At 39.0% G+C, this 12,238-nt stretch carries 13 protein-coding genes and 1 other RNA gene; 13 read left to right on the top strand and 1 reads right to left on the bottom strand.

The features are described 5' to 3' along the window. The first annotated feature begins 24 nt into the window (after positions 1 to 24). The 6 genes from rnpB (at position 25) to JJE29_01035 (ending at position 3,481) form a co-directional block, all read left to right on the top strand. An RNA gene (gene rnpB, locus JJE29_01060) (RNase P RNA component class A) lies at positions 25 to 361 on the top strand. A gap of 79 nt (positions 362 to 440) precedes the next feature. After that, positions 441 to 1,187 carry an NAD-dependent protein deacylase gene (locus JJE29_01055; protein ID MBK5251226.1) on the top strand — a complete coding sequence of 249 codons (747 nt, stop codon included), beginning with the start codon at positions 441 to 443 and terminating at the stop codon, positions 1,185 to 1,187. After that, positions 1,174 to 1,443: a DUF1232 domain-containing protein gene (locus JJE29_01050; protein MBK5251225.1), complete on the top strand. Its 270-nt coding sequence runs from the start codon at positions 1,174 to 1,176 to the stop codon at positions 1,441 to 1,443. The genes JJE29_01055 and JJE29_01050 overlap by 14 nt, the downstream gene beginning before the upstream one ends. Positions 1,444 to 1,458: 15 nt before the next feature. Continuing rightward, positions 1,459 to 1,995, top strand: coding sequence for a hypoxanthine phosphoribosyltransferase (hpt, locus tag JJE29_01045; GenBank protein ID MBK5251224.1), 537 nt, complete (start codon positions 1,459 to 1,461; stop codon positions 1,993 to 1,995). A 22-nt stretch (positions 1,996 to 2,017) separates the two neighbouring features. Further along, on the top strand, positions 2,018 to 2,659 hold the full coding sequence (deoC, locus tag JJE29_01040) for a deoxyribose-phosphate aldolase (GenBank protein ID MBK5251223.1): 642 nt from the start codon (positions 2,018 to 2,020) through the stop codon (positions 2,657 to 2,659). Positions 2,660 to 2,662: 3 nt separating this feature from the next. After that, on the top strand, positions 2,663 to 3,481 hold the full coding sequence (locus JJE29_01035) for a hypothetical protein (GenBank protein MBK5251222.1): 819 nt from the start codon (positions 2,663 to 2,665) through the stop codon (positions 3,479 to 3,481). Positions 3,482 to 3,532: 51 nt separating this feature from the next. Here JJE29_01035 and ychF read toward each other — a convergent pair whose 3' ends face one another. Beyond that, positions 3,533 to 4,624: a redox-regulated ATPase YchF gene (ychF, locus tag JJE29_01030; protein ID MBK5251221.1), complete on the bottom strand. Its 1,092-nt coding sequence runs from the start codon at positions 4,622 to 4,624 to the stop codon at positions 3,533 to 3,535. Between the two features lie 158 nt (positions 4,625 to 4,782). Between ychF and JJE29_01025 the strand changes: the two genes are divergently transcribed. The 7 genes from JJE29_01025 (at position 4,783) to JJE29_00995 (ending at position 12,148) form a co-directional block, all read left to right on the top strand. Further along, positions 4,783 to 6,072: an insulinase family protein gene (locus JJE29_01025; protein MBK5251220.1), complete on the top strand. Its 1,290-nt coding sequence runs from the start codon at positions 4,783 to 4,785 to the stop codon at positions 6,070 to 6,072. Then, the gene (locus JJE29_01020) at positions 6,059 to 7,360 is read left to right on the top strand and encodes an insulinase family protein (protein MBK5251219.1); all 1,302 of its coding nucleotides are present in this window, start codon (positions 6,059 to 6,061) and stop codon (positions 7,358 to 7,360) included. Before JJE29_01025 ends, JJE29_01020 begins: the two co-directional genes overlap by 14 nt. Next, complete coding sequence (locus JJE29_01015) at positions 7,360 to 8,088, top strand: prolipoprotein diacylglyceryl transferase (GenBank protein MBK5251218.1); 729 nt, start codon at positions 7,360 to 7,362, stop codon at positions 8,086 to 8,088. The genes JJE29_01020 and JJE29_01015 overlap by 1 nt, the downstream gene beginning before the upstream one ends. Before the next feature lie 197 nt (positions 8,089 to 8,285). Further along, on the top strand, positions 8,286 to 8,717 hold the full coding sequence (gene mraZ, locus JJE29_01010; GenBank protein MBK5251217.1) for a division/cell wall cluster transcriptional repressor MraZ: 432 nt from the start codon (positions 8,286 to 8,288) through the stop codon (positions 8,715 to 8,717). A 14-nt stretch (positions 8,718 to 8,731) separates the two neighbouring features. Beyond that, positions 8,732 to 9,667, top strand: coding sequence for a 16S rRNA (cytosine(1402)-N(4))-methyltransferase RsmH (gene rsmH / locus JJE29_01005; GenBank protein MBK5251216.1), 936 nt, complete (start codon positions 8,732 to 8,734; stop codon positions 9,665 to 9,667). Between the two features lie 19 nt (positions 9,668 to 9,686). Beyond that, complete coding sequence (locus tag JJE29_01000; GenBank protein MBK5251215.1) at positions 9,687 to 10,160, top strand: hypothetical protein; 474 nt, start codon at positions 9,687 to 9,689, stop codon at positions 10,158 to 10,160. Positions 10,161 to 10,177: 17 nt separating this feature from the next. After that, positions 10,178 to 12,148, top strand: a complete 1,971-nt coding sequence (locus tag JJE29_00995) for a PASTA domain-containing protein (GenBank protein MBK5251214.1) — start codon at positions 10,178 to 10,180, stop codon at positions 12,146 to 12,148. Positions 12,149 to 12,238 lie beyond the last annotated feature (90 nt).

The raw sequence follows: 12,238 nt of genomic DNA, 5'->3' as shown, positions 1-12,238 counted from the left end.
TTTATGATATCATTAGCATTCGAATGAGTAAGTCAGACGGTCGCATATGAAAATATGAGTAAAGTCCGAGCTCCGCAGAGCAGGGTGCTGGGTAACCCCCAGTGGAGGCAACTTTAAGGATAGTGCAACAGAAATATACCGCTATGAAAATAGTAAGGGTGGAAAGGTGAGGCAAGAGCTCACCAGCGGTTAAGGCGACTTACCGGCTCTGTAAACCCCATCTGGAGCAAGACCAAGCAGGGACATAAAAAGGCGGCTGCTCGTCGCTGTCCCGATGGTAGGTCGCTTGAGCTCAGTGGCGACATTGAGCCTAGATAGATGACTGTCAAATACAGAACTCGGCTTACGATTTACTTGTTAGATAAAAGCACTCATATGAGTGCTTTTATCTTTGTTTTTTTGTATAATGGATGTGAAGACAAAAGCAGAAGAGGTTTATTATGGATAATCGGCTAAAGGAGTGGATAGAAGCTTCCAATGAAATCGTTTTTTTCGGAGGGGCGGGTACTTCTACGGAAAGCGAAATACCGGATTTCAGGTCGCAAAAGGGATTGTACAGCTGCAAATATGGAGACTATTCCCCCGAAACGATTTTGAGCCATTCCTTTTTCATAAGGCATCCCGATGTTTTTTATAAATTTTGCAGGGAAAAAATATTTTTCATTGATGCGAAACCAAACAAAACTCATTTGGTATTGGGCAAGTTGGAAAAAGAAGGGCGTGTGTCGGCTGTAATAACGCAAAACATAGACGGACTGCATCAATTGGGTGGAAGCAGAAATGTTTTGGAACTGCATGGGACAATACATAAAAACTATTGCATGAATTGTGGAAAAAGCTATGATTTGAATTATATTGCTGATCCAAGGAACGCCGTTCCCATATGCGAAGCATGTGGAGGCATTGTTAGGCCTGATGTTGTATTGTACGAGGAAGCCCTGGACATGAAGGTTTTTCAAGCCGCTGCGGAACACATAAGTAGAGCTGATTTACTTATTGTTGGAGGTACTTCCCTAGTTGTTTATCCTGCGGCGGGGCTGGTGTCGGAACTCCGCGGAGGAAAGCTAGTACTTATTAATAAACAAGCTACGCCTTGCGATGATAAAGCCGATTTGGTAATTCACGAAAGCATAGGAGATACATTGGAGAATGCTGTATTCGGAGGGAAGGCAAATGAGACTGAGTAACCTGAAATATTTGATTCAATATATGAGAGACCCGAAGGTTAGTAAATGGCAAAAGGGTTTTCTGATATCGCTTATGATATATGTAATATCACCTTTGGACCTGATACCTGAGCCTATTTTCGGTGTAGGAATAATTGATGATCTTATAATGGCGGCTTATATTTGGAGTCATTTTTTGCCTAAAATGAGCCGATATAAAGAACAACCGAAAAAAGATGCGATAATCATTGAATATGAAATAAAGGATGAAGATTGAAAAGAGGAGACGATAATGAGAGAAAAAGTACAGAAAGTGTTGATTTCAGAGAATGAACTTGCGGGTAGGATAGAAGAAATGGGCAAGGCTATGACAAAAGATTATAAAGGCAAGGATTTGTTTGTTGTTGGTGTCCTGAAGGGCGCAAATATTTTCATGAGCGACTTGATACGTAAAATCGATTTGCCGATGCATATGGATTTTATGGCAGTTTCCAGTTATGGGATGTCGACAGAGAGCTCCGGAACTGTACGGATTCTTAAGGACTTGGATTTCAGCATTGAAGGAAAAGATGTCCTTATTGTCGAAGACATCATCGATTCGGGACTGACGCTAAAGTATTTAACAAGGATATTGATGGAAAGAAAACCGTCAAGCTTGAAGATTTGCACATTACTTGACAAACCCGATAGGAGAAAGGTAGATCTTGATGTTGACTATATAGGATTCAAAATACCGGATGCTTTCATTGTTGGATACGGCATAGATTTTGCTGAAGGTTATCGCAATCTGCCTTATGTGGCAGTGCTGAAAGAAGAGATTTATAAATAAGAATAGCCGAAGGAGGTTTATTATGGAATTGAGAAAAATGATGGATCATACTCTTTTGAAGGCTGAGGCAAAAGGAGATGAGATAGACAAGCTCTGCAAAGAGGCGGCGGAACACGGATTTTTCGCAGTATGTGTGAATCCATACTATGTTTCAAGGGCTGCAATTGAGCTGAAGGGCAAGGATGTAAAGGTTGCAGCAGTTGTAGGTTTTCCTCTTGGAGCGACAACTACGGCTGTAAAGGTTTGTGAAACACAAAAGGCTGTTGCTGACGGGGCTGATGAAATAGATATGGTAATGAATATCGGAGCATTCAAGAATGGTGAGTATTCCTATGTCGAAGAGGATATCAAGGCGGTAAGGATATCAACGGGTAAGGACAGAGTTCTGAAGGTTATTATTGAAACATGTTACCTTGATGAATCGGAAGTAAAGAAGGCCGCTGAGCTTGTTTTACGAGGCGGAGCTGATTTTGTGAAAACATCAACGGGTTTTGGACCGGAAGGTGCCAAGGCTTCAGATATAATCATTATTAAGAGCGTTGTAGGAGAAAATGCTGGCATAAAAGCATCGGGAGGCATTAGGGATAGGGAAAAGGCTCTTAAAATGATTGAAGCCGGAGCGACCCGTATCGGAGCAAGTGCTTCGGTGAAAATTGTTGAATAGGCGATGAATACGAAAAACAGAGTTTTGGGATGCTTTTGTGGAGCATTGATAGGGATACAAGCGAGCGCAGAATATGGCGATGAATGTGGAAATGGTGCATATTCGGCTCTTGAGAAAAGTCTTAGAGCTTGCATAAGATTTTATCAGCAAGGAAAAATAAAAGGGGAAGCTTGTTTGATTGACTATTTTATAAGCGAGAATCAAGGGAAAGCATCATTTTCCGAGCTTGATGCTTTGAGTGCCGCAGTTGTTTTAGGAATGGCATTTGAAAAGGAATCGGCTTTCAAATGGACACTTTCATTATGTGAAAAATGGGATATAAAGGATTCAAAAGATAGAATGGCATTTGCTATGATGGCGGGGATTTTATCCGGAATAACAAGAGGAGAGAAATTCAAGCAGTCGATAAATTGGGCCATGGGATTTTTTTATGAAACCGGAGACGATGAAGAATTGACAGAGCTGATGAAATTGGTAGTAGCTCTTTATGAAAGCCGAAAGGACTTGGATACAACTATAAAATTTATTTCAGATGACATAGTGCCATATAAGGCATTTGGCGCTTCTTTAGTTGTCGCCTTGCGCATGAGAGAGGATATTCTGCGTGCAGTTGACTGCTCATATTCTAATTCGGAGGCGGGTAAATTTGCTTCGATTCCCACGGGTGCCATGATTGGAGCATTTATGGGTTATGACAGCATATGGCAGTTTCTTGATTACGAAGGCGAGTATATCGAGTGCAATATGGAAATGGCTGTTGATTTGTATAATATAATCTACAACAATGCAATTTTGCCATTTGACAAATATGCGCCATTATAGAATGTAAAAAAAGCCTTCTGCGGACAAACTGACGCAGAAGGCTTTTTTAAATTATACGTTGAATCTGAAATGCATAACGTCTCCGTCTTTTACAACATAATCTTTGCCCTCTAAACGGAGAATGCCTTTTTCCTTGGCTGCATGAAGACTTCCGGCTTCAAGTAAATCTTCATAGGAAACCACCTCGGCACGAATAAAGCCCTTTTCAAAATCGGTGTGTATTTTTCCGGCCGCCTGAGGTGCTTTCGAGCCTTTTACTATGGTCCAAGCTCTCGTTTCCGGTTCACCTGAAGTAAGGAAGGAAATAAGCCCTAGAATTGCGTAACATGCTTGAATCAACTTATGCAAACCGGTTTCTGTCATGCCAATTTCTTCCATGTAGAGAGACTTTTCATCCTCTTCCAATTCAAGCAGTTCTGCCTCTAACTTAGCCGATATCTTAATGACTTCGGCATTTTCCTTAAGTCCGATTTCTAGGACTTTTTCAAGAAGCGGATTTTCCGAAGAGCTTAAAGCACCTTCTTCTGAGACATTGGCCACATAAATAACGGGTTTTGTCGTTAAAAGGTAAAGATTTTTGACAAAATCCGAAAGGTTTTCATCGTATTTTACCGATCTTGCAGGCAACCCTTCTTCTAGAGCGGAAAGTATTTGCTGGAGAAGTTCAAAGCTCTTAAGCTGGCTTTTGTCGCTTTTAATAGATTTTTGAAGTTTGTGCATCTTTTTTTCGACCATTTCAAGATCCGATAGAATCAACTCCAAATTAATGACATCGATATCCCTTTGCGGGTCAACACTTCCGTCAACATGCACGACATTTGGGTCTTCGAAGCATCTTACAACGTGAACGATGGCTTCGACCTCTCGGATATGTGAGAGAAACTTATTGCCAAGCCCTTCGCCCTTGCTGGCTCCTTTTACTAGTCCTGCTATGTCATAGAACTCTATTGCGGTTGGGACTGTTTTTTTAGAATTATGCATTTCTGTAAGGCGGTTCAACCTTTCATCCGGTACGGACACTACTCCCACATTGGGTTCAATCGTACAGAACGGATAATTTGCGGATTCAGCGCCGGCTTTTGTAATGGCGTTGAACAAAGTGCTTTTTCCAACATTGGGCATGCCAACTATTCCTAGTTTCATATAAGACTCCTTTTTGTACTTCTTCAAATCTGATTATAAACGAAAAACGAACAATAATAAACCCGTATCCCTAAATTTGTCTGAGTGAGCGTTGATTTAATGGTATACTATGTGATAGTCTTTACTAGTATAAACGATAATATTATGAGGTGAAAATATTGTTTAAAGGAATAGAAGTTCATGAGCTTGGTCCAAATATAAACCTATACACATTGAAAACGAGTCAATTCAAAACGGATTCGGTAGGCATTTTTTTTGAAAGACAACTTTCGGAGGATGAAGCGTCAAAAAATGCAATGCTAACAGCATTGATGAGAAGAGGAACGGAGAAGTATCCAATGAGCAGGGATTTGTACAGAGCATTGGATAGTCTATATGGAGCTGTTTATTCTACAAGCATAAGCAAGTTTGGTGAAAGGCAGATTATAAAATTCCAGATGCAATTTCCGGATAGCAATTATATTGAAGATGAGAACATCTTTGAAAAATGCATTAGCATGCTCAACGAAATTGTAAACCATCCCTACACTGAAGGGGATTCGTTTCAGAAGAACTATTTCGAGCAAGAAAAGAAAAATCAGATTATAAAATTGGAGAATAGAATAAACAACAAGATGGCATATGCTTTCGATCGCTGCATAGAAGAAATGTTTAAGGGAGAGCCCTTTGCTGTCAATGAAGATGGCGAATTAAAGCACATTTTGGCTCTTGATGAAAAATCACTTTATGAACACTATCTAGCAGTATTGGCGACCTCTAAAGTTGACATATTCATAGTTTCAAGGGATGACAGGAATCATTATGCAGGAGACATATTGAAATTATTTGAATTCAAGAATGAAGAATCGAAGCCTATTTCAAGAGAAAAACATATTTACCCTTTGCAAAGCCCTAAAAATATCAATGAAAAGATGGATATAGCCCAGGGAAAGCTTGTCATGGGATTTAGAACAAACATTGCCTATGAAGACGCTCAGTATAGGTCACTCTTGGTTTTTAATGAAATCCTTGGAGGGGGTTCCTATTCCAAGCTGTTTAGAAATATTCGGGAGAAGGAAAGCCTTTGTTACAGTATTTTTTCAACTGTTGAAAAATTTAAATCTGCTTTGTTCATAGCCAGCGGAATTGACTTTGAAAAGAAGGACAGAGTGGTTGATTTGATTTTAGAGCAGGTTGAACAAATGAAACAGGGTTTATTTAACGAAGAGGATATGGAGAACGCAAAGAAATCAATTATTTCTTCAATAAACTCGATAAAGGATTCTCCAAACAAAATAATAAACTACTACTATTCAAGGATATTGACGCATTCCTATATGGAGGCGGAAGAAATTATAAGGCAATTCGAAGCCATTGACAAAGCAAGTGTTTTGAAGGCTGCTGAAGGTATTTTTCTGGATACGGTCTATTTCTTAGATAAAAAGGGTGAGCAAATTGAAAAAAATTGAAACAATAAAAATACCGCATTTGGAAGAAACGGTATATAAATATAAAACAGAAGAAGGTTTAGAAATACATGTGATGGAAAAAAAAGGGTTTTCTAAAAAATACGCTTTTTTTGGCACACGATATGGATCTATAGACAACAGCTTCATAGCGGACGGTGAGTATCAAGATATGCCACAGGGTATAGCTCATTTTTTGGAGCATAAAGTATTTGAAGAGGAAGAAGGAGATATTTTCGAGGTTTTTTCGAAAACCGGGGCAAGTGCAAACGCCTTTACAAGCCATGATTCAACCAATTATCTGTTTAGTTGTACTGACAGATTTTATGAAAACTTGGAGACGCTAATAGGTTTTGTACAAACACTAAATATTGACCAAGACAGTGTTGAAAAAGAAAAAGGTATCATTAAGCAGGAAATAATGATGTATGAAGACAATCCGGAATGGCAGGCCTATATAAATACGCTTAAGCTCCTGTATTCGAAGCATCCAATCCATATCGATATTGCCGGAACTGTAGAAAGCATAAAAAGCATAGACAAGGAAAAGTTGCTTAAATGCTACAGTACATTCTACAGTCCGCGCAATATGATTGTATTTTTAATTGGAGATATAGACCGTTTTAAGGCCATAGATGTTATTGAAAGCACTCTTACCGAAGATTTCAAAAGCAGGAATTGCAAAATAGAAAGGGTAATCGCTGAGGACAGGGATAAGATTGTCAAGGAAATGCATAGGGAGATGTTTTCTGTTGCCAGCCCAATTTTTTACATGGGAATAAAATGTAATCAGGAGTCAGAAATAGAATCGGACATATTGAAAAAAGAAATTTTCATAGATATATTTCTAACCAATATGCTTGGGAAGGGTTCGAAGCTTTATACGGAGCTTTACGAAGACGGGATGATAGGAAAGAATTTTGGGTATGATTATAATTATGGTCCGGCCTACGGACACATAATAATTGGCGGCGAGAGCGAAAAACCGCAAGAAGCGTATAGGCTTCTGAAAGAAGCATTAATAGAATCATTATCCAAAGAGATACGGGAGGAAGACTTTGATAGAATAAAAAGAAAACTGAAGGGTGAATCGTTGATATATCTCAACTCATTGGAATATATTGCAAATGCCTATGTTTCGACATACCATAAGGGAGTAGGCTTTTTCAACTATTTTAGAGAGCTTGAGAAATTTGAATATGAAACATATCTGAAAATGCAGAAGAATTACAGTATCGAAGGGAAGACAGTGCTTAGCGTCGTCTACCCAAGAGACGGGGAGGTTTCGTGATGGATCCTATAGCATTTGAAATTTTTGGAATGGGTATTAGATGGTATGGAATACTTATAAGCATAGGGCTGGTGCTGGGCGTAGTCATTGCCATGAGAGAGTCGATTAGGGAGGGCCTTGATGAAAATATGGTTCTCGATTTTGTGATTTTTGCAGTACCTGTTGCTGTACTGTGCGCTAGGACGTATTATGTTCTGTTCAACCTTTCATACTATGATGGGGACATTATGAAAATGATAAACATCAGACAAGGTGGGCTGGCCATTCACGGAGCTGTAATAGGCGGAGTGATAACGGCTATTGTTTATACGAGATACAAAAAGATAAAATTTTGGAAATTGGCTGACATATGCGCGCCCGGTCTTATTCTAGGACAAGCCATTGGAAGATGGGGCAATTTCATAAACCAAGAGGCTTACGGAAGACCAACTGCCCTGCCATGGGCTATTCATATTAATGGGATTGGTGTACATCCTACATTTCTGTATGAATCATTGTGGAATTTGATGATTTTTATATTCTTGATGGCAATAAGGAAAAAGAAAAAATTCGACGGTCAGATGTTTGCATTGTATATGATGCTGTATTCTTTTGGCAGATTTTTCATAGAAGGACTTAGAACGGATAGCTTGATGATTGGAGACTTTCGCGTAGCACAGCTTTTAAGCCTAGCTTTGATTGTTGCAGGAATAGGCATTTATTATAGTAAAAGCAAAAAACATAATTGAATTTAATTGCTGAGACAGTTTAATTGCAGCTTATATATTGAGTTGAAAAGACTTCTTTCTAAGGAGTCTTTTTTTTATGGGAAAAATCAAAAATAATTTTAAAAAAAAGAAGGGATACGGTTTAGAACATAGAATTAATAGAATAAGGTTTAAAGTGGTATGAAGTGGGGTAAAATCCCATAAAATGGGGTGCAAACATGTTTATTGGAGAATTCCAACATACGATGGATAAAAAGGGGCGGGTAAACATACCGTCTAAATTCAGAGAATCCCTTGGAGAAACTTTTTACATAACAAAGGGGTTGGATTCTTGTTTGTTCATTTTTCCACAAAATGAATTTGCAAATTTTGAAGAAAAATTGAAAGAACTGCCTTTGGCCAGTAAAGATGCAAGAATCTTTACGAGAATGTTTTTTGCGGGAGCCGCTGAATGCCAATTGGATAAGCAGGGAAGAATAATCATACCTCCTGTGTTGAGACAATATGGAGAGTTGGACAAGGATGTTGTCATTATAGGAGTATCCACCAGAATAGAAGTCTGGAACAGGGAACAATGGGATGCATACAATGCCGCTGAAAATGTCGATTATGACGATATAGCAGAAAGAATGGCCTTGTTAGGGATTTAAAGGAGGCATGCGGAATGATTTTTTCACATGAATCGGTACTCTTGAATGAGTCGATTAGCGGATTGAATATTATGCAAGGCGGGATTTACGTTGATGGTACAACCGGAGGAGGAGGCCATTCAATCGAAATTGCAAAGAGATTGGGTGAAACAGGCCGGCTAATTTGTATTGATCAAGATAAAGAGGCTTTGTTCCATGCAGAAAAGCGATTGAGTCCTTACGAGGGTAAAATAACATTTGTTCATGATAATTTTTCAAACTTGAAAAATATTCTTGAAAGAATTGGCATAAGCAAAATTGATGGATTGATACTTGATTTAGGAGTTTCTTCATACCAGCTTGACAACAAAGATAGAGGGTTTTCATACATGCAGAATGCCCCGCTTGACATGCGAATGGATGCATCAGGGGACCTTACGGCATATGAAGTAGTAAATACATATGACAAGGAAGACCTTAAGAGAATAATAAAAGATTATGGAGAAGAAAACTGGGCGGCAAGAATCGCCGAATTTATTGAGAATGAAAGAAAAATCAAGGATATAGAAACGACTGGTGAATTGGTTGAAATCATAAAGAAGGCTATTCCGGCGAGGGCGAGAAGAGCTGGGCCGCATCCGGCAAAAAGGACATTCCAGGCAATAAGAATTGAAGTAAACAATGAATTGGGGATAATAGAAAAAACAATTACGGATACTGTCGCATGCATGGAGAAAAAAGGAAGAATTTGCATAATAACATTTCATTCTCTGGAAGACAGGATAGTAAAAAACACTTTTAAATATCTCCAAAAAGATTGCATATGCCCGCCAGAATTACCGGTATGCAAATGCGATAAGAGGCAGGAAGTTAAAATAGTAACAAGAAAACCTATTGTTTCTTCGGAACCTGAGGTTGAAAACAATCCTAGATCAAGAAGCGCAAAGCTGAGAATTGCCGAACGCATGTAGCGGAAAGGAGGGACCTTTTATGGCATCGGTTGCATACAAAAGATATAGCGAATACGATTTTAATGATATGAAAATCGAAGAATCAGGAAGAAAAAAAGTAAAGAAAAAATCCTTTGCGGCACCGAAACTATTCATTGCTATTGCTCTTATTGGGATCCTTTTTATAAGTGTATTGTTCGGATATGCGGCAATAAGCGAGATAAAATATCAGGTATATGAACACAAGCAAGCGATGGACGATTTGCAGATGAAAATCGAAAAATGCAATATCGAGTTGGAAGGAATGAATAAAACGAGTATAATTGAAGACAAGGCATTAAACGAATTAGGAATGAAAGTTCCCGATAGGCAGCAGATGGTGTATTTGGATGCGAATAAAGGCGCAAGCGAGATTACCCGTGTTTCTATAGCTGTCCCGGTCAAACAATCAGATAGCGGGTTTTTTAAAAATATTTACTCTTCCATATTGAGTCTGGGATTTATGTGGGATTGATTTGAAGGAGGCATCGGATGCATCTGTCTAAAAGTTCAAAACAAAGATTGAATCTGACACTTATAATTGTTATGGCTATTTTTATCCTATTGGTTGTCAGGCTGATTAAAATACAAATAGTGGACGGTGAAAAATATAGCGATATGGCGGTAATTCAACAGACAAAGGACATACCTATACCGGCGCAAAGAGGTGAAATACTGGATCGGAACTTGAAGAAACTGGCTATAAACATGACCTTGTACAATATTTGGGGAGATACCAATAGAATCGTAAGTCCTGAGACTTACTCAAAATTAATTGCGGATGTTCTTGATTTGGATTCAGAAGCCGTACTTGACAAAATTAGTTCCAGTGTAGGTTTAATAAGCATAGGAAAGTGGGTTGATAAGGATAAAATTGAAGAAATCGATTCTTTAAATCTGGAAGGCGTATGGTTTACTGAGGTCGAGAGACGATATTACCCCCTGGACGCATTGGGGGCTTTTGTAATTGGCCATACGACAGCCGATAACAGGGGGTTGGCCGGTGTTGAGTTGGAGCTAAACCGTTATCTTACGGGTTTAAGTGGACGATGGATTAGGAATACGGATGTTTTGGGCCGCCAGTTGCCTTTCGGAACAGACAAGTACTACGAGGCGCAGGATGGACTAAATGTAATACTGACAATTGATGAAGTTTTACAGTATTATATGGAACAAGTAATCGAAAAGGGGAGAGAAGAACTTGGCGCAAAAAAAATAATGGCGCTTATGATGGATCCAAAAACGGGCGATATTTTGGCAATGGCTTCATATCCGGATTATAATCCAAATGATCCTAGAGTTCCGGTGGATCAAAGTCAATTGGATGAATATGTAAACTTGGAAGAAAATGAAAAACAGACATATTGGAACCAATTATGGAGAAATCCTATCGTGAGTGATACATACGAGCCGGGCTCAACGTTTAAACTGATAACATCTGCCATGGCATTGGAGGAAAATATTGCAAGGCCGGATACAAAGTTTTATGCAACGGGCTCAATAAATGTGGCCGGTACAATCATTAAATGTTGGCGTTATTATAGGCCTCATGGAGAGCAGACACTTACACAGGGACTTGAAAATTCATGCAATCCTGTATTTGTCGAGCTTGGTTTAAAACTTGGGAAAGATAAGTTTTACAAATACCTTGAGGCCTTTGGTTTCATGGAAAAGACGGGAATAGAACTGCCGGGAGAGTCAAGTGGATTGACACTTCCAATTGAAAAGGTCGGACCTGTTGAACTTGCGACTATGTCGTTTGGTCAGGGATTGTCAATTACTCCTATTCAGTTGATTACTGCTGTTTCAGCCATTGCGAATGATGGAAGACTTATGGAGCCAAGGTTAATTTCCGGTTTGGCGGACAATAGCGGACATGTTGTAGAATCCTTTGAACCTGTTTTCAAAAGACAGGTTATCTCGCAAAGCACTTCGATGGAAATGCTTTTAATGATGGAAAGTGTTGTATTCAACGGTTCCGGAAAAGAGGCTTACATCCCGGGTTATAGAGTAGGCGGGAAAACCGGAACAGCCCAGAAAATAGTCAATGGAGTATATGATGATGACAAAGTTATTGCCTCATTTATTGGCGTTGCACCTGTTGACGATCCTAAAATTGCTATTTTGCTAGTGATTGACGAACCGGAAAAAAGCCATTTCGGAAGCTTGACAGCAACACCGCTTGCTAAGGAAATCATAGAAAAAAGTTTGATACACATGTCAGTTGAACCGCGTTATACAGAAGATGAGCTTGAAATAATAAAGAAAGAGTCCGTAATTGTTCCGGATGTAAATGGAATGGCAGCAAAAGATGCCATAGATAAGATAAATAAAGCCGGATTGAGATATAGCGTAGTGCCTGAAATAGAAACATTAGATGAAACGCATACCGTTTTGGAGCAATATCCGTATGCTGGATATGAAGCACAGAAGGGATATAATGTTATCATATATGTGGAGTGAAAAATAAGCTAATATGATATAATACTTTAAAATGGCAATTTGAATATACAAATTGCCTTTTTAAAATATGTATGGAATGAAGGTGTATCC

The organism is Peptostreptococcaceae bacterium (assembly GCA_016649995.1).
Taxonomy (GTDB): domain Bacteria; phylum Bacillota; class Clostridia; order Peptostreptococcales; family BM714; genus BM714.
This window is presented reverse-complemented; position numbering and strand designations above follow the sequence as displayed.

What these genes read in the sequence shown, in the direction of transcription:
- JJE29_01055 (MBK5251226.1), top strand. Translation starts at nt 441, where the DNA reads ATGGATAATCGGCTAAAGGAGTGGATAGAAGCTTCCAATGAAATCGTT.
- JJE29_01050 (MBK5251225.1), top strand. Translation starts at nt 1,174, where the DNA reads ATGAGACTGAGTAACCTGAAATATTTGATTCAATATATGAGAGACCCG.
- hpt (MBK5251224.1), top strand. Translation starts at nt 1,459, where the DNA reads ATGAGAGAAAAAGTACAGAAAGTGTTGATTTCAGAGAATGAACTTGCG.
- deoC (MBK5251223.1), top strand. Translation starts at nt 2,018, where the DNA reads ATGGAATTGAGAAAAATGATGGATCATACTCTTTTGAAGGCTGAGGCA.
- JJE29_01035 (MBK5251222.1), top strand. Translation starts at nt 2,663, where the DNA reads ATGAATACGAAAAACAGAGTTTTGGGATGCTTTTGTGGAGCATTGATA.
- ychF (MBK5251221.1), bottom strand. Translation starts at nt 4,624, where the DNA reads ATGAAACTAGGAATAGTTGGCATGCCCAATGTTGGAAAAAGCACTTTG.
- JJE29_01015 (MBK5251218.1), top strand. Translation starts at nt 7,360, where the DNA reads ATGGATCCTATAGCATTTGAAATTTTTGGAATGGGTATTAGATGGTAT.
- mraZ (MBK5251217.1), top strand. Translation starts at nt 8,286, where the DNA reads ATGTTTATTGGAGAATTCCAACATACGATGGATAAAAAGGGGCGGGTA.
- rsmH (MBK5251216.1), top strand. Translation starts at nt 8,732, where the DNA reads ATGATTTTTTCACATGAATCGGTACTCTTGAATGAGTCGATTAGCGGA.
- JJE29_01000 (MBK5251215.1), top strand. Translation starts at nt 9,687, where the DNA reads ATGGCATCGGTTGCATACAAAAGATATAGCGAATACGATTTTAATGAT.
- JJE29_00995 (MBK5251214.1), top strand. Translation starts at nt 10,178, where the DNA reads ATGCATCTGTCTAAAAGTTCAAAACAAAGATTGAATCTGACACTTATA.